Origin of the sequence: Latilactobacillus graminis DSM 20719 (assembly GCF_001436415.1) — a bacterium.
Lineage (GTDB): Bacteria > Bacillota > Bacilli > Lactobacillales > Lactobacillaceae > Latilactobacillus > Latilactobacillus graminis.
This window is the reverse complement of the sequence record NZ_AYZB01000058.1, coordinates 189510-207469: the sequence shown is the minus strand read 5'-3', so window position 1 is coordinate 207469 and position 17960 is coordinate 189510. Positions and strand designations below refer to the sequence as shown.

General features: G+C 40.4%; 18 protein-coding genes and 1 other annotated feature. Of the genes, 2 read left to right on the top strand and 16 right to left on the bottom strand.

What is annotated here, in order from left to right; all coding sequences use genetic code 11:
• Positions 1-20: 20 nt before the first annotated feature.
• From FC90_RS08065 to FC90_RS08015, 11 genes are all read right to left on the bottom strand, one after another.
• Positions 21-653, bottom strand: coding sequence for a response regulator (locus FC90_RS08065; RefSeq protein WP_057908725.1), 633 nt, complete (start codon positions 651-653; stop codon positions 21-23).
• Positions 654-1718, bottom strand: coding sequence for a sensor histidine kinase (locus tag FC90_RS08060; RefSeq protein ID WP_057908724.1), 1065 nt, complete (start codon positions 1716-1718; stop codon positions 654-656).
• On the bottom strand, positions 1715-2473 hold the full coding sequence (gene liaF, locus FC90_RS08055; protein ID WP_057908723.1) for a cell wall-active antibiotics response protein LiaF: 759 nt from the start codon (positions 2471-2473) through the stop codon (positions 1715-1717). The genes FC90_RS08060 and liaF overlap by 4 nt, the downstream gene beginning before the upstream one ends.
• Positions 2474-2617: 144 nt before the next feature.
• Positions 2618-3091, bottom strand: a complete 474-nt coding sequence (gene greA / locus FC90_RS08050; RefSeq protein WP_057908722.1) for a transcription elongation factor GreA — start codon at positions 3089-3091, stop codon at positions 2618-2620.
• 81 nt (positions 3092-3172) lie between these two features.
• On the bottom strand, positions 3173-3805 hold the full coding sequence (gene udk / locus FC90_RS08045) for a uridine kinase (RefSeq protein WP_057908721.1): 633 nt from the start codon (positions 3803-3805) through the stop codon (positions 3173-3175).
• Between the two features lie 87 nt (positions 3806-3892).
• Positions 3893-5044 carry an endolytic transglycosylase MltG gene (gene mltG / locus FC90_RS08040; protein ID WP_083482035.1) on the bottom strand — a complete coding sequence of 384 codons (1152 nt, stop codon included), beginning with the start codon at positions 5042-5044 and terminating at the stop codon, positions 3893-3895.
• Between the two features lie 84 nt (positions 5045-5128).
• Positions 5129-7549 carry a phenylalanine--tRNA ligase subunit beta gene (pheT, locus tag FC90_RS08035; protein ID WP_057908720.1) on the bottom strand — a complete coding sequence of 807 codons (2421 nt, stop codon included), beginning with the start codon at positions 7547-7549 and terminating at the stop codon, positions 5129-5131.
• A gap of 3 nt (positions 7550-7552) precedes the next feature.
• Positions 7553-8599, bottom strand: a complete 1047-nt coding sequence (gene pheS / locus FC90_RS08030; RefSeq protein WP_057908719.1) for a phenylalanine--tRNA ligase subunit alpha — start codon at positions 8597-8599, stop codon at positions 7553-7555.
• A 39-nt stretch (positions 8600-8638) separates the two neighbouring features.
• Positions 8639-8843: a binding site (T-box leader), on the bottom strand.
• A 34-nt stretch (positions 8844-8877) separates the two neighbouring features.
• Positions 8878-9234: a winged helix-turn-helix transcriptional regulator gene (locus FC90_RS08025; protein WP_057908718.1), complete on the bottom strand. Its 357-nt coding sequence runs from the start codon at positions 9232-9234 to the stop codon at positions 8878-8880.
• 77 nt (positions 9235-9311) lie between these two features.
• The gene (locus FC90_RS08020) at positions 9312-9818 is read right to left on the bottom strand and encodes an HD domain-containing protein (protein WP_057908717.1); all 507 of its coding nucleotides are present in this window, start codon (positions 9816-9818) and stop codon (positions 9312-9314) included.
• Positions 9819-9931: 113 nt separating this feature from the next.
• Positions 9932-10693, bottom strand: a complete 762-nt coding sequence (locus tag FC90_RS08015; RefSeq protein WP_057908716.1) for a TrmH family RNA methyltransferase — start codon at positions 10691-10693, stop codon at positions 9932-9934.
• Positions 10694-10816: 123 nt separating this feature from the next.
• On the opposite strand from FC90_RS08015, the gene FC90_RS08010 reads away from it, so the two are divergent.
• Both FC90_RS08010 and yidC read left to right on the top strand, forming a co-directional pair.
• Positions 10817-11095, top strand: a complete 279-nt coding sequence (locus FC90_RS08010) for an acylphosphatase (protein ID WP_057908715.1) — start codon at positions 10817-10819, stop codon at positions 11093-11095.
• A gap of 62 nt (positions 11096-11157) precedes the next feature.
• Entirely contained in the window at positions 11158-12153 is a 996-nt protein-coding gene (gene yidC, locus FC90_RS08005; protein WP_057908714.1) for a membrane protein insertase YidC, read from the top strand.
• A gap of 60 nt (positions 12154-12213) precedes the next feature.
• On the opposite strand, the gene FC90_RS08000 is transcribed toward yidC, so the two are convergent.
• The 5 genes from FC90_RS08000 to FC90_RS07980 all read right to left on the bottom strand — a co-directional run bounded on the left by FC90_RS08000 (position 12214) and on the right by FC90_RS07980 (position 17958).
• Entirely contained in the window at positions 12214-13704 is a 1491-nt protein-coding gene (locus FC90_RS08000) for a HAMP domain-containing sensor histidine kinase (RefSeq protein WP_057908713.1), read from the bottom strand.
• Complete coding sequence (locus tag FC90_RS07995; protein ID WP_057908712.1) at positions 13704-14390, bottom strand: response regulator transcription factor; 687 nt, start codon at positions 14388-14390, stop codon at positions 13704-13706. The genes FC90_RS08000 and FC90_RS07995 overlap by 1 nt, the downstream gene beginning before the upstream one ends.
• A gap of 251 nt (positions 14391-14641) precedes the next feature.
• The gene (gndA, locus tag FC90_RS07990; RefSeq protein ID WP_057908711.1) at positions 14642-16063 is read right to left on the bottom strand and encodes an NADP-dependent phosphogluconate dehydrogenase; all 1422 of its coding nucleotides are present in this window, start codon (positions 16061-16063) and stop codon (positions 14642-14644) included.
• Positions 16064-16225: 162 nt separating this feature from the next.
• The gene (locus FC90_RS07985) at positions 16226-16786 is read right to left on the bottom strand and encodes a DUF177 domain-containing protein (RefSeq protein ID WP_057908710.1); all 561 of its coding nucleotides are present in this window, start codon (positions 16784-16786) and stop codon (positions 16226-16228) included.
• Positions 16780-17958, bottom strand: a complete 1179-nt coding sequence (locus FC90_RS07980; RefSeq protein ID WP_057908709.1) for a nucleotidyltransferase — start codon at positions 17956-17958, stop codon at positions 16780-16782. Before FC90_RS07980 ends, FC90_RS07985 begins: the two co-directional genes overlap by 7 nt.
• Between the last annotated feature and the right edge of the window lie 2 nt (positions 17959-17960).

The following is a 17960-nucleotide window of genomic DNA, read 5'->3' as shown; positions in this document are numbered from 1 at the left end:
GAAACCTCCTCATTACCTCATTAATCAACCAATTGATTCTTAATAGCATAAATCGCAGCTTGCGTGCGATCATCAACCTGTAGCTTAGCTAATATATTTGAAACATGCGTTTTAACCGTCTTGAGCGTAATAAAAAGCTCGTTAGCAATTTCTTGATTACTACGACCTTTGGCGATTAATCCCAGCACCTCTTGCTCACGCTTGGTCAAATCTTCATATAACTTGGGCTCCACCGGGTGAGTCAAACGATTCATCATCTTATTGGTCACCTCTGGTTCTAAAACAGATTGACCCTGTGCTGTTTTACGAATCGCATTGGCAATCTCTTCAGCTGTCGATGTTTTTAATATGTAACTAGCTGCACCAGCTTCGATGGCCGGATAAACTTTCTCATCATCGATAAAGCTGGTTAGAATGATAATTTTGGCTTCCGGCCATGGCTTCAAAATGGCTTTAGTCGCTTCGATTCCGTCCATCACAGGCATTACTAAATCCATTAGGATTGCATCTGGTCGCAAGGTTAAGGCTTTTTCGACACCTTCTTTACCGTTAACAGCTTGGCCAATCACTTGAATGTCATCTTGAACACCTAAATATGTTGAGATGCCTAAACGTACCATCTCATGGTCATCTACTATCAATACATTAATCACTTAATTGTTCTCCTTTAATAAAGGTACGCGAATTTCAACACTTGTTCCCTGTTGGGGTAGGCTGATAATCTTAGCCGTTCCACCGACACTGTGGGTTCGTTCAACAATATTATTCAACCCATAGCTCCCCGCTTTTTGTTCAGTCTTTGGATTAAAACCAATGCCGTCATCAATTACTTTTAGTAAAACACTCTGGCCAAGTTGTTTCAAGTATACTTCGATTTCTTGTGCCTTCGCGTGGCGCAAAGTGTTTGACAATAACTCTTGAACGATTCTAAATAAATGGTCTTCAATCCCACTTGGGAGTCGAATATTATCAATGTCCCAGGTAATCTGAATAGAAATTTTAGTTTTTAACTCATTCAACAACTGAATAATGCCATCACGCAGGCTCTTGCCCTCCAAGTTAACCGGACGCAAGTGTAATAACAGTGCCCGCATTTCTGATTGGGCTTCGTTTAAAACATGTTCCACCGTCGTTAATGATTGCAAAATCTGCGCGTTGTTTGTCTGCTTTTGGGCACCTTCACGCAATGCTGACAACATCATGGTCGCCGCAAATAACTGTTGGCTCACCGAATCATGCAACTCACGTGCTAAACGATGGCGTTCTTGGGCTAATATCGCTTCCTTGGTTTCACCGACAATCACTGTCGGCCGATCACTATAACTTTGAATTTCTTGTTGTAAGCGTATCATTTTTTGCCGTAATTGTTCAACTGTTTGTTCAACCGAAATCGCATAACTATTTTCTTCGATAGGTTCCGTTTGAAAAACGGGCGATTCATATTGACCGGACACTAAAAATTGTATTTGGGTTTCAATATGTGATAATTGTTGACGCACCACTAAATAAACAATCACTGTGACAATAAAACCGACCGCAATCGCAGCGACCACCACGTATACAATTACAGGAACATAAAATAACTGGTTAGTTGCTAAACTAAATAACCAGCGTTCTTGATTGGTACTAGAGAAATACGCAAAAAATAACGCTACTGAAAACAGAAGCGTTAGTAAACTAGTGCTGAGCCATATAAAACTTTGGGTTAGCTTGCTCATACTAAAATCACCTCAAGATCACCAATCATTACGTTGGTAATGATTTTAAGATGGCGACTTTCTTCATCATAGTTGGTACTATACAACTGAATTGATTCGTTTTTTAAATTATAGTGCTGATTATCAATCGTGACACTGCCAAACATTGCGGAATGATTAAGGTAAACTCCAGTGCCAACTGGAACAAGAATCCGTGTCTTACCAACCCCTTTGCGAATCACAATATGATTGTCATCCTTGGGTAAAATCGTACTACCTAAATCGATAATTGTATCACCAGCAGCCACGGCAAAATTAATATCATCCCATTCAAAAATATTGGTCCCAATCGTCTGATGGCCAAACCAACTATGCCGCTTAATTGTCGCTTTTTTAGCCGTTGGTTCCTTGGCATTAACCGGGATAAATTTTTTCTTACGCCACGGTGTATTATCAAACAACTGATTCAGATTGCGGCTAGTGAATTGGCCCATTCGATTATGATTCAAAGCTAAAAAGACGACTGCAACAATCACCATCAGCCACAAAGAGAAATTAATTAACAATGGAACCGCAACTGACACGCAACCAGTCATCGTTAATAGCGTCGTCCAAGCGCCCATCAAATTCTTACGTCGACGTTTGCTAGCCCATACTAATACCAAAATACCAGCGATGATGAACACCAAATTACCTGGTATCATTATCATCTGCCAAATGAACGTTCCAAAGATAATTGCTTCCAGGATTAAAAAAATACGCCAGGCAAACGGCATGTTCTGGCCCCCCTTTCAATTGATTAATACCATTATACAAGCAAAGTTACTAAACGCCAATCCGTCTCAAGGCTGATTAAACATCAACCAAAATCATCAAAAAAAGCCGCGGAATTTTTCCGTGGCTTTTTCTAACAACGTTCTTTACTGCACCTCAGTAATTGTGACGTGCATATCGCCACCCGGTGTTTTGATTATCACTTGATCACCTACATGCTTGCCTAATAATGCCTGAGCAATTGGTGAATCATTGGAAATTTTTCCGCTAAAAGGATCGGATTCTGCAGCACCAACAATTTGATACGTTTCCACTTCACCGTCTTCATCCTCTGTAAAGCTAACCGTTTTGCCCACAGCGATTTCATCCGCCGCAATACTATCAACATCAATCACTTCGGCAAAACGTAACATGTTTTCCACTTCGGCAATCCGGGTTTCCAATGCACTTTGTTCATCTTTAGCTGATTCATATTCTGAATTTTCTGATAAATCACCAAAACTTCGTGCAATTTTAATCCGATCAATGACTTCTGGTCGTTTCACCATTTTAAGTGTTTCTAATTCTTCGGCTAACTTTTCTTTACCTTCTTTAGTCATTGGGTAATTTTTTTGTGCCATTGTTATCCACCTCTTTAATTTAATTAATCATCCGGGATGATTTTTTTAATGTCTGTAGCTGATTTAAGAGACCTACAAACTTTAATCAGCATTTAAAATTGATTGAATCTTAGTTACCAATAAATCGATAGCCACGCGATTGTTCCCACCTTCTGGAACAATCAAATCAGCATAACGCTTAGTCGGTTCAATAAATTCGTGGAACATTGGTTTAACCGTTTTAAGATACTGTCCCACAATATCGTCAAACGACCGTCCTCGACTTTCCATATCGCGGTGCATCCGACGCAATAGCCGAATGTCATCATCTGTATCAACATATACTTTGATATCCATTAATTGACGTAGACGAGGATCAGCTAAAACAAGAATGCCTTCTAAGATAATCACATCTTGGGGTTCCACATGTTGGACTTCATCCGTCCGATTATGAATCTTATAGTCATAGATTGGTTGCTCAATGGCTTGATGATGCTTCAACATCGCGGCTTGTTCGATTAACAAATCAGTATCAAAAGCATCTGGATGATCGTAATTGGTTTGTTGCCTTTGTTCAAACGGGACATCTTGATGTTTATAATAGGCATCTTGGGGTAATAACATCACTGAATGATTCGCAAATTCTCTGGCAATCGCTTGACTAACTGTGGTTTTGCCACTACCGGAACCGCCAGTAACGCCGATAATAATTGGTGCTTTTTTTTGATTGGACATGGGACGCTCCTTTATTCTCAACTTCTTTGGGGCACACAGAAGTCGACCCCCATAGGCGGTCGACTTCACTGATACTAAACAACAAACCTAATCGTCAATCGAATCGGTTGTATCATTATGTTGTTCGAAGGTTGTTGAGTAATAAACTTTACCCGTCTTCAAGTTAGCAACAAAATAGAGATAATTTTGATCACGATCAGCTGGGTTCAATACGGCCGTGATTGACTGTAAACTTGGCGAATTAAACGGTCCTGGTCCATAGCCTTGATTGATATATAAGTTATATGGAGAATCAACCTGTGTATCTTTATTATACAAATGGGTCTTATGCGTGTTCAAAGCATACATGACTGAAATATCAGATTGAATTGGCATGTCGATATCTAACCGATTAAAGAAGACCCCCGCAATTTTTTGCCGATCCTCTGCTGTTACCCCTTCTCGTTCAACCAATGAAGCCAAAGTTAAGGTTTGTTGAACCGTTAATTTTTTCTCCTTAATGGTTGCATAATAAGGTTGCATTTTTTGATCCATCGTTGCGACCATTTCAGTAATAATTTCTTTTAAAGTACTATCTTTATAGACTTCATAAGTCGCTGGAAAAAGGTAACCCTCTAGATGATAACGCACGTTTTTTTGTGCCATTGAGGATGCCAACAGTGCTGGATATTTCTTGGCTAAACTGGTTAAAAATTGCTTATCATTCGCTTGTTTAATGAACGCTGCTTTGGAGAATTTTGTCTGTTTACCAACCTCGGCTGCAATTTTTTCTAAAGTAACGCCTTCTTTAACTAGTAATTTACCCTTCACATCACGTGGCCGGTTTGGCGTTCCTTCTTTTTGTAAATTAGAGATTATTTTGTCTAGTCCCATTGATTGTTTTAATACATGGTATCCGGCTTGGAAATCCGAAAAATTATGCGTTTTTACATAATAGTTAAAGACTGGTGCACTCCGAATTAACTTTTTATCTTGCAAAATCGCAGCGATTTGTTTATTCGTTGAACCATTGGGAATATGCACTGTCAATTCCTGATTAGCACTTCTATTATACGGTTTGAGTGACGTTTGTACGTATCGATAACCCATGAATCCAATAATCACAACTAGCGCTAATAAAATCCCAATAATCCAATAAACAATTTTATTAGCAGCTTTTTTTTCGGCGCGTCGTGCTTCATATAAAGTTTGCGCTGTTTGTTCTTGATTGACTGGCTCCTTTTGATCAACATTCTTCAAAGGATGACCTCCTACTTGCTCTTTTAAATACAATCCTTAAAACATTATACCAAATTATTCAAAAATTGCATTAAAGATTCGCAATTAACGGATTTTAGCATCGAAAGTCGCTACCAATTCAGCAACTACTTTTTCAAAAGCGAGGTTAACTTCTTCTTCCGTTAACGTCGCTGATTCATTAAGATAGGTCAAAGTATAAGCCAGCGACTTCTTACCAGCATCTATATGACTACCAGCATAAACATCAAACAGTTCAACAGAGCACAAATATGCGCCTCCCTTGGCCTTGATGGCTGAAACAATTGCTGCATTTGAAACTTGATCAGCCACTTGAATCGCAATATCCCGTGTTATTTCAGGAAATTTAGGGGCTGGTTTGGCAGTTACCGATGAGGTTGGCAGGGCTAAAATTTGTGCTAAATCTAATTGAAAAACATAAGTTTCTTTTAAATGATATTCTTTAGCAACAGCCGGATGTACTTGACCAACAAAGCCAACTAACTGCTCGCCAACATAAATGGCGGCTGTTCGCCCGGGATGCATTTCTGGATAATCTTGAGTTGGGCGATAATCGACAGCGGCCGTTAAATTATAAGTAGCCATTAGTCGCTCAACAACCCCTTTAATCGTATAAAAATCAACTGGTACGGCGGTAGTTTGCCATGTCTTAATTTGTCGCTCACCACTCATTAAACCAGCGACATATTCGATTTCAGTAGGTCGAACTTGCGCTTTAGCTTGTTTCAAAAATACGCGTCCTTGTTCATAAAGTGCCAGATTTGTTTGCTTACGCGCGACATTGTAAGCCGCATCGTCTAATAAGCCAGTAATTAAGTTCATCCGTAAATGAGCGTGATCTTGGGTCATCGGCCAATCAAGTACTGTCAGCGCCGAATCAACGAGCGTAAATTGACGCGCTTTTTCAGGGGTCGTTAATGCATAACTAATTGCTTGCGTTAGACCAGCACCTTCAAGGGTATGCCGCGTTTGACGGAGGGCCTTTTGTTCAGTCGTTAATGCCCCGGTTGTCATATCGCCAGTTGGCAATGTACTTGGTAAGTTATCGTAACCGTATAAACGAGCGACTTCTTCAATGATATCCGCTTGGATTTCAATATCCCAACGACGTGGTGGAATCGTTACTGTTAAATGATTATCAGTATTGACCACACCAAAACCAAATCGCTCTAATAATTCAACTATTGTTTGCGTTGCAATCTCTGTGCCTAAAACGCGGTTAATCCGGTCAGCTTCGATTTCAATCACTTTGTCAGTTGGAACTAAGTTAGTTGGGCTAACTGTGCCAGCAGTCACTTGCCCATTACCAAGGTCTGTCATCATCGCAGCAGCGGCATCTAAGGCTGTTTGAACATCAGCAACATTCACGCCTTTTTCAAACCGTGATGACGCATCTGAACGCAAGTTATGGCGTTGGGCCGTTTTACGAACTGCGGTTGGTGCAAAAACTGCGGCTTCGATAATCATATTTTTCGTATCAGCCGTAATTTGTGAGTTCAAACCACCCATAACCCCTGCTAGCGCAATTGGTTGATGACCATCTGTAATTACGATATCTTCATTTGTTAAGTCATGTTCGCCTTCATCAAGGGTCGTTAATTTTTCGCCCGTCTTAGCTAAACGAACTTCGATTTGCTTGTGATCACCCATTAAAGCATCCGCGTCAAACGCGTGTAAAGGTTGACCATACGTTAACATCATGTAGTTCGTCACATCAACTAGGTTGTTAATGGGGCGAATGCCAGCATTCCATAAACGCGTCTGTAGCCACATTGGACTTGGTTGGACGGTCACGTTTTGCAACATACGCAAGTGATAACTTGGTGCCAATTGTTCATCGGCAACTTGAGCAGTCAATTGATCAGCTGTTTGAACGTCGCTTTCGGTCACCACGATATTTTCAAAATGAGGTGTCAATGATTCAATAGCTGCCACTTCATGAGCTACCCCATGCATGCCAAGCGCATCAGCTCGGTTAGCAGTTAAATCAAGATCAATGATGTCATCATTCATGCCTAGTGCTTCGTAAACTTCTGTCCCAGGTTCAATTGCTTCTGGGAAGACAAAGATGCCATCGACATATTCCTTAGGCACAACACTATCGGCAAAGCCAATTTCCTGTAAGCCACAAATCATCCCCATTGAAACCACACCGCGCATTTTACCTTTTTTAATCTTCACGTTATCCGCGATCCGTGAATTAGGCAATGCCACAATCACATATTGTCCAGTAGTCACATTCGGTGCACCACACACAATTTGGAACGGTTCATCTTGGCCAACATCAACTTGGCAAATATTCAAATGATCTGAATCTGGATGTGGCTCACAGCTTAATATGTGTCCCACCACAATTTTTTTTAACCCCGCACTCATTTGTGTCACTTCAGCGACTTCAATCCCAGTTCGGGTAATTTTTTCCGCTAACGCTGCTGGGCCAGTGGTTAACGCTAAATAATCTTTTAACCAACGATAAGAAACTTTCATGTTTTAACCCTCCTGTGTGAATTGATTCAAGAATCGAACATCGTTTAAATAGAAGTTACGAATATCGTCAACTCCATACTTCAACATGGCAAACCGATCGATTCCTAAACCAAAGGCAAAACCGCCATAAACTTCAGTATCAACCCCACCTGCTTTTAAAACGTTGGGATGGGTCATTCCAGCCCCTAGTACTTCGATCCAACCAGTTTGCTTGCAGACATTACATCCTTTACCATTACAACGGAAACAAGCGATATCAACTTCAACAGAGGGTTCTGTGAATGGAAAGTAACTTGGCCGGAAACGTAAGTCACGGCCCTCACCGAAAATATGGTGAATTGTGTATTCTAAGGTCCCTTTTAAGTCCGCCATTGTAATGTTTTTATCAATCACTTGGCCTTCCATTTGATAAAATTGATGCGAATGCGTCGCATCATCTGTATCCCGGCGGTAAACACGGCCGGGACTAATCATCTTAATCGGACCATTAGCAAAATCGTGATTTTCCAAGTCACGCGCTTCATTAGGCGACATATGTGTCCGCATTAATAAATCATCAGTAATATAAAAAGTATCTTGCATATCACGGGCTGGGTGGTTTGCCGGCATATTTAACATTTCAAAGTTGTGTTTTTCATCTTCAACTTCATAACCAGCGACAACTTGGTAGCCCATTCCAATGAATAGATCTTCTAAATCATCAATCACTTGTGTCAACACATGCGGGGTTCCTTTTTTTACCGGTTGACCAGGTAAAGTCACATCTAGCGTTTCATGCGCTAGTTGGGTAGCTACTTTTTTAGCTTCTAATTCTGCTTTGCGGGCTTCAATGGCCTGGGCCAAATCACGCTTAATTTCATTTGCAAAAGCACCAACTTTTGGTCGTTCTTCATTACTTAAATCACGCATCCCACGTAATACTTCCGTAATGGGCCCCTTTTTACCTAACACTTCCACGCGTATTTGATTTAAAGCATCTAGATCCACAACTTTTTGAATATCTTGCAGACTTTTTTGCTGTAAGTTTTCTAATTGTTCCTTCAATGACATGTTATTTCCTCCTTTTTCAACAAAAAAAGCCCGTCCCTAAAAAGGGACGAAGCTTCGCGGTACCACCCTAGTTTACGCCTATCCTTCAGTCGTACACTTAAGTTTGCGCTAACGGGCAATTCCGGACCAATTGGTCAACTCAGAAAGTGAACTTCACCTAAACTTAGTTGAATAACTTGCAGTCAACCGATTATTCTCCCTGGAAACTAAGGATTAGGGTACTCTTTTTCGTCTTCATTTAATAGTTATATTTTAACGTAAATCACAATAATTAGCAACTAGCCTTCGGCAGCATACCAATCATTTGACCAGTCATGAACGGCGGCCATTACAGGTGCTAGTTCTTCACCTTTAGTAGTTAAACGATATTCAATTAATGCTGAATCATCACTCGTAATTCTTGCAACAATTCCCGCCTGTTCTAATTCTTTTAATCGTTCAACTAAGACCCGATCACTGCACTTGGGTACACTATGCACTAAGTTTTTAAAGCGTTGCGCACCATTTTCTAATAAAACATCGATAATCAAGCCGTTCCATTTCTTGCCTAAGATTGAAAAAGTCTTTTCAAATTTAGGACACAGTTGGAAGGCTTCTTGATAGTCAGCAGTTGTGTTTTCTTTTGCAATCGCCATTATTTTCACCTCACACTTATTAATAAGAAGTGTACTGAAAAAGGCTGCAAAAAGCAACCTTTCAGCTTGAAACTACCTTACTTGCTAACCGAGGGTGCTTGGTGCAAGATTTTTTGTTTGAATTTCGTCCACATTGGTGTACAAAATTCTGTTACGGCACAATAATCATCAACTAACGACACAATATAGCTTTCTCGATATTTGGGGCGGCTAATCGTCGCTCCCCACATGTGCTTAACAATAATATCTTTTTCTTTTGGTGAAAGTTCAGTTAATTTCTCAGCATTTCGCAACGCAATCCGTGGATGAATATAAGCATGCGTGCCTAAATCAAATTTAGTATCGCGCCAATCATAGTAGAATAGATCATGTAATAAGCCTGCACGTGCAATTGCTCGCGTATCAAGATGCCATTTTTTAGCAAGTTCATAACTACGATAAGAGACGCTCAACGAATGTTCCAATCGATCAGAATGATGATGTTGCGTATAATTTGCTAGTTTTTGGACTTCGTCTTTAGCTAGTAGGTCGGCAATCAATGCCATATAATCCGCATTATCATACCATTTTACTGTTGAATTCATTCAAAGACTCCTGACTTTTTTTAAATTCAAATTCTGCCATCAGAATAACAGCATTTCAATTAAAAAAGAAGTGAAACGGCTTAAAAAAAAGCTTTATTAGAAAAAATTAAGAATTAAGCCTCAATTAACTTAAACATCAGAATTCCAGCGGCCACTGCTACGTTTAATGATTCAGCATTACCAGGAATTGGAATATAAATGTTTTGCGTTGTAGCTGCTAAAACATCCGCATTCACACCATTACCTTCATTGCCTAAAATCAATGCCATATCATATGCCTTAGGCACATCTTGGTAACTGATGGTTTCTGGATTTAATTCCGTTCCATAAACCGGAATCTGTTGTGCATTAAATTTTTTCATCCAGTCCATTAAGTTGCCTTGATAGATTGGCAAATGAAAGTGACTGCCTTGCATTGCCCGCAATAGTTTAGGATTATATAAATCAACACTCCCATTGCCTAACACGACACCGGAAAATCCAGCAGCATCCGCGGTGCGAATCATTGTCCCAACATTGCCAGGATCTTGAACCGCATCCAGTAATAAATAGCGCCCGGTTAATTTTTCCGGAACCAGTGTTTCAGATATTTCAATCACCGCAAAAATTCCTTGTGGGGCTTTGGTTTCGCTTAGATGTTGGGCAACTTCTGGTGCGATTTCAAACGTTACATCATATAATCCGCGTAAAACACGTTCATCGACATATTTTTCGGTCGCAAAAATTTGACGAATCACCGCTTTATTTTGAATGGCTTCTTGAACTAAGTGCCAACCTTCTAGCAAATAAGTATTTTCCTTCCGTTGATTTTTCTTAACCGTTAATTTTTTTGCCGCCTTAATCTTTGTATTTTGATTTGATTGAATGTATTCCATATTGTGCTCCAGTCTATTTAGTATTTCTCATTATACGCGACTTGTCGGGTAAATTCTATCAATCGTCACTTATTAATCGCCAAATTCCGCTAAACGGATTACAATAAATGAGAGGTGAGTAAAATGCAAAATGCAATTCAACTTGAAGTATACGGGCGTGTTCAAGGTGTTGGTTTCCGTTGGATGACTAAACTTGTAGCCGATAAGTTCCATATCACTGGTACAGTAGCTAACCGTGCTGATGGTTCGGTAAAAATTATCGCCATGGGTCCAACAGATGCACTCGAAAAATTTATTGGGGCCGTTAAAGCCTCACCTACACCCAGTGGACACGTTGACCGGCTTGTTCAGACGCCACTTAAAAATGTGTCAGTGTGTCATAAATTTTCAGTTGTCAGTTGAAAAAACTAGCCCCTTCAAGTATAGTTACTCTTATTGAAACTTATCTTGAAAGGGCTAAATTTATGAAAAATTCGAAACGTATCACGACACTCGCGATGCTTGCAATGACCGTTACTTTCTTTCTCGCTGGCTGTGTCCCACAAAAAATGAGCAGCCATCCCAAAATCCCAACCGGTTTAATTTATGGTTCATCGTATAAATACATCGCAGTCCCACTCCAACATATTATGGAGCGGATCGCAGATATTTTTGGTGGTATCAATGGCTATGGTTGGGCAATTATCATTATTACATTCGTTGTCCGGATGATTTTACTCCCATTAATGCTGAACCAATCAAATAAAATGACAGCCCAACAAGAAAAGACTCGCCGCTTAAAACCACAATTGGATATCATCCAAGCACAACAAAAAGTGGCCACGACCGCTGAAGAAAAAGCTGAACTGAGTCAATTAATGATGCAAGTTTATAAAGAAAATAATTCAAGTATGATGCCGAGTCTAGGTTGTTTAACTTTATTAATTCAACTCCCCATTTTTTCTGGTTTGTATCAAGCGATTCAATACTCACCTGAAATTTCAAGTAGTCACTTTTTCGGTATCGGCCTTGGGAGTCCTAATATCATCATTACTGTAATTGCGACGCTCTTGTATGTTGGCCAAAGTGCTCTTTCATTGATTGGCATGCCTGCTGAGCAAAAGAAACAGATGCAAACGACCGTCTTAATGAGTCCTGCCATCACATTCTTCATTTCTTTATTTGCACCAGCTGGCTTAGCACTTTACTTCTTAGCCGGTGGGATTATCATGGTAATTCAACAATTGATTACTACCTTTATCATCATGCCACGCGTCAAACAACGGATTGACCTTGAAATTAAAGAAAACCCCATCGTAACTGTTGTGACTAAAGAAATGTTCACGCAAAAAGCGGGCACTGAATCGGCGGCTACCGCTACAACATTAGATAGCCAACAAGCTAACACAAACACTACGGTATCATCTAGGTCAAATAACCAACGTAATGCGGGTAAACAACGCCACAAACCACAAGCTTAATCAAAAAGTGGTACGTCTTAATCAAATAACTGATTAAGACGTACCACTTTTTTTATCCATCTAAGTTTGATCTACTGATTTCGATTCAACTTCGCGAATTAATGGTAGTTCAATTCGAAAAACAGAACCATGGCCGACACTACTTTCAAGCGAAACATTACCATCATATCCTTCGACTAATTGTTGGGCAATTGCCAAGCCTAATCCATTACCACCCTTTTCACGGCTTCGCGCCTTATCGACTCGATAAAAGCGATGAAAGACCTTTTTCTTATCAATTTCGGAAATCCCTTCACCAAAATCTTGCACCGCAACTTGCGCATAACGCTCATCACTAGCTACCGCGATATGCACTTCTTTGCGCGTCGTCGAATATTTGATTGCGTTATCTAATAGAATAATCATAATTTGTTCTAAGTGATTCCGATTGATTTGCACCAACGCCGGCTGATGCAAATCATTATCAAGAATAAAATTAAATTCCGGATACAACATCTCGAAATTGTGATAATTTTGCAAGACGACTTCACCAACATCAGTCACTTCAGTGGTCCCTTCAGTCACAACTTTGTCAGCGCGGGTTAAATCGAGCATTTCTTGAATCAAATTTTTCATTCTCAAAACTTCTTGTAAAGCAGCTGTCAAAGATTCTGCCAATACTTCGGGATCATCTTTTCCCCAGCGATTAAGCAATTGTAAATGACCTTCAATAATTGCTACCGGCGTTCGCAATTCATGTGAGACATCACTAACAAATTGATCTTGCTGTTCGAAATAATGTTGAATCCGATTCAACATGTCATTAAAAGCACTGACCAAATCTGAGACTTCATCCTGACTGTGCCCAGTTTCAGGAATCCGCGCATCTGAATTAGGTTCCAAGTTAATTGCTTCAATCGTCTGCTTCATCACTTCGATTGGCTGTAAAAATTGGTTAGCTAACAGGTAGCCAATCAATGCACTACATAACATGGCAAAGCACACAACAACAATTAAAACAATCCGTAATTCAATCATCGCGTGATTATAATCACGCAAATGGTTAACGACTTCTACATAACCAATTACCTGTTTTTGTCGCGTTTTAATCGAACTTATCCCAATTAAACGGATTTTACCAAAAATAGACTGGCGTTTTAATGTATCCGTATCACCCTTGGGAAAAGTCCCTATCGCCCCCCGAGAAGCAAACAGTCCTTGCTTATTTGCATCATAAATTTTTACGATTACATCTCGTTGGGCTAAACGTGTTAAAACCGCATCTTGATAAATAGCCTTTGGACTATGCCGATTTGGATCAAGTTGCTCAATAACAAACGCCTTAGTTAACTGTGGTCCACTATTTGCTAGTCTGGCTTGAACAACTGCCACTGTATCGTGAACATTATCAACTTCCTTATGCAATAAAATGTTCGAGATGCTACTAAAAATCACAATTGAAAAAATCGCAAAGGTGATAAAAATGGCCAGCCCAACCGCAGCTGCCCACTTCACCTTCAACGATATTTTTCGACCTTTATTGACGGCCACTGTTACCGGTTCATCCTGCATCACGAGCGCATCACGTAACCTGTTCCACGCACGGTTTGAATGTAGCTCTGTTCGCCAGCGCGGTCAATTTTATTCCGGAGATACCGGATATAAACATCGACAACATTGGTTTCAACATCCGAATCATAGCCCCAAACTTTGCTAAGAAGTACGTCACGCGCTAAAACCACATTGACATTTTCCATCAAGGCTAATAATAATTCATATTCCCGTTTTGTTAACTCAATGACTTCATCGCCACGACGGACAACCCGATTTTCCTTTTCAATCGTTAAATCACGGTACGTAACTGTTGTTTGCTTAGTAGCATTATGCTCCCCTTCAATATCAATCCGTCGCAATAATGCCCGCAACCGTGCCAACAATTCTTCAATCGCAAAGGGTTTAACAATGTAATCGTCCGCCCCATGATCCAAACCAGAAACACGATCAATCACTGAATCTCGCGCCGTCATCATAATAATTGGTGTATTCTTAACTTGCCGAACACGTCGACAAACTTCTAACCCATTTAATTCAGGTAACATTAAGTCTAATAGTATTGCGTCCCATTCTTCATTTAAGGCAGCTTCCAGACCAGTGCGCCCATTGAAATGGACCTCTGTTTCGTATCCTTCATGCTTTAATTCAAGTTCCACAAATCGAGCTAAATTTTTTTCATCTTCAATAATCAATATGCGACTCATTTAGTCACTCCCCAAAAAAGAATTTTAATGGACTCTCTAAATTCTAATCATTGCTAAGAATTCTCTAAGAAACCTTAAGTGCCAAAAACCACTTACTTTCCTATTCTAGCATAGTTCTAATTAAATAACTAACTAATCTAGCTCTCATCTGATGGCGATTTAGTAACAATCAAAAAGAGTGCCTTAAACCCGAGATCGCGGATTAAGGCACTCTTTTAAAACATTCTTAGTCGCTAATCGGCTAAAATTTTTTATTGTTCTTTATACCAAGTATAGTGGAAGGTACCTTTGCGATCTGTTCTTTGATATGTGTGAGCACCAAAGTAATCGCGTTGAGCCTGAATCAAGTTAGCTGGTAATACTTCTGAACGATATGAATCAAAGTATGTGATGGCAGCTGAGAAACCAGGTGCAGGTACCCCTTGTTGAATAGCCATTGCAGCTACGTCACGAACCGCACCTTGATACTTCTTAGTAATATCTAAGAAGTAATCATCCAACAATAAATTATTTAGATCAGCTTTTTTGTCAAAAGCATCCGTAATCTTTTGTAAGAACCGAGCCCGAATAATACAGCCGGCCCGCCAAATTTTAGCAATTTCCCCATAATTTAATGACCAGTCATATTGATCTGAAGCAACACGCATTTGTTCGAAGCCCTGTGCGTAACTCATAATTTTACTAAAGTATAATGCCTGGCGAATTTTTTCAATTAACTCTTTTTTATCATCAGCTAATTTAGCCACCATTGGTGCAGGCAAAATCTGGCTTGCAGCAACCCGTTCATCTTTCATTGCTGAGATATACCGTGCATAAACAGATTCAGTAATCAAAGATTGTGGCACTCCTAATTCAAGGGCACTTTGTGAGCTCCATTTACCAGTTCCCTTATTACCAGCAGCATCTAAAATAACATCAACAATTGGTTTATCAGTATCTAAATCATCCTTACGCGTTAAAATATCAGCGGTGATTTCCATCAAATAGCTGTCTAACTCGCCGTGATTCCATTCGTTGAATACATCGGCAATCTCTTCGACAGATAATCCAACCACGTTGCGCAATAAATTATAGCTTTCTGAAATTAATTCCATATCGCCATATTCAATTCCGTTGTGGACCATTTTCACATAATGACCAGCACCATTAGGTCCGATGTAAGTAACACATGGTTGCCCATCTTCGGCCTTAGCTGACATTTGTTCTAAAATTGGGGCTACTAGTTCATAAGCTTCTTTTTGTCCACCCGGCATCATTGAAGGTCCTTCTAGCGCTCCTAATTCACCACCAGAAACCCCCATGCCAATAAAGTTAATCCCAGATTTGTCAAGTTCGGCATTCCGACGAATTGTATCGCCAAAGAAAGTATTCCCACCATCGATTAAAATATCCCCTTTATCTAGTAAAGGTAATAATTCGTTGATGACTGCATCAGTCCCCGCACCAGCTTTCACCATTAAGATAATCCGACGCGGTTTTTCTAATGACTGCACAAATTCTTCGATTGTATAACTTGGTACCAGTTTCTTTTCACTATGATCTTGCATAACCGCTTCTGTCTTAGCACCAGTCCGATTATAAATAGCCACCGTGTAACCGCGACTTTCAATGTTTAACGCTAAGTTCTTGCCCATAACTGCCATCCCAATAACACCAATTTGTGGTTGACTCATGAAAAAAGGCCTCCTAAATGATTTCTATATTTAAACGTTGCGTCATTTAAAACAACAACGCGTCTACTGTGTTTATGTTAGCAGAATTAGGCATTAAATAAAAGTATTTTACCCATTTTGGTCCGGTCCATTTACAAAATAATCAATAAAAAAACGCCAACCTTAGTCAGCGTCATCACTTTGATCTTCTAACAATTGCTTCAACTTAGCAAATTCAGGATTTGGCGTGATTTCTTCATCAGCTTGTTGTTTAGCATAGGCTTCTTCTGAAATCACTGTCCACGACTGCCCCGCTGGCATCACATCATCATGCTCTTCTTCTGGCGTCAGGATGTGACTTGGAATATGCAAGAGAATGTGATCTTCAATGGCGACTTGTAATTCAAGCGCTTCACCTTCAAACGGGAACAAAATATCTTCGTCCGTAAACCGATTCAACTGCTCGTCTTCTGGATCAACGTAGATTTCAGTGAATTCAAAATCCATTGGTAAGTCCACTGGCTCTAAACTCCGTGTTGAAGGCACCGTTAATGCCCCAACCACGTGTACCCGTGCAATGACGGCCCGTTGATCGACGGTTAACTCACCATCAACGACAAACGGGGTAGCGTTTAGGATGTCTGCTTCTCTTTTTTGCAAACTTTCTTTTAACATCAATGTCTCTTTAAACATCAATGGATGGTCGCGGTGTTTTAATAATGATTGGACTGCCCATTTTAACAATGCTCGTCATCCTTTCTTTTGTAAAAAATCGGTTGGCGGGCAAAATTTTGTGACTGCCAACCAAACTGTTCTTGTAATCGATCAACGCGTACATCTAACCCCAACGGTCCACCTTCAGCCCCTAACTTAGCAGAGACCTTACTAATTAACGGCTGCGCTAACGTTTTTTTTAACGTATGTAAATGGGTTTGACCCACTGCGTTAAAACCTAGCAAGTGTATCGGTTGTTGGGCTAGCGATTGTGCGATAACCGTTGAGGAAATGTTTAATAAGACGTACAGACAAACTCGTTGTAATCGTGCATATGTGTAGCGCTTAGTTTTGAGTGCTCGCAGTAATTCCGAATAGCTGTTGGCCGTATGAATGACCTTTTTAAACCGATATTCAAGCCCTTCTGACATCTGGTAGATCGCGCGCAATTGCCTCAGCGAAGTGCTCTCAATCCGATATTTCAATAATGGCCACAGTTGCTCCCAATCTAAATGCGATTGCCTTTGTAAAGCCCTAAGTGTGTCGCTTGGCATCACTTGAGCCAGTTGGTGCCAATTGGTAGTCGCAGCCTTTACCGACCGTCGAATCGCACTAGCACTTGCATACTGACCTGCCTCAATCATCTGATCACCATGTTGGGCTTGTTTACGTCCAACAGCAAGCAAGTGTAACGGCGTTGTCAGTTGGGCATTGGCCACCGCATAACTCACACCCAAGAGGTGATTTGGTTGATCTAAATTTAAATTCAATTTGGCTTGATAAAACTCATTGAGCTGGGTTGCATAAGTTTTTTGATAATCAATAAACGTTTGGGCTTGCGCTTTTAAAGCCAGAATTTGCTGACCAACTTGTTGATAGTCAAACGTAGGATACTCGCTTCCAAACGCTAGTGTCTGACAGCCAAGTGCCGCCAATAATTTGACAGCCCCCTCGGCAAACCGCTCTGCAGGTTGAACTGCACTGGCAAACGGTAATTCGACAACCAGATCGGCGCCATTGCTCAAAGCAAGTTGCGCACGCGTCCATTTGTCCAAAATCGCGGGTTCCCCCCGTTGCACATAATTACCACTCATACAAACAATTACTAAATCGGCACACGAAGCCTCCCGTGCCTGTTGTAACTGATAACAATGTCCATTATGTAGCGGATTATATTCCGCAATAATCCCCGTAATTTTCATGC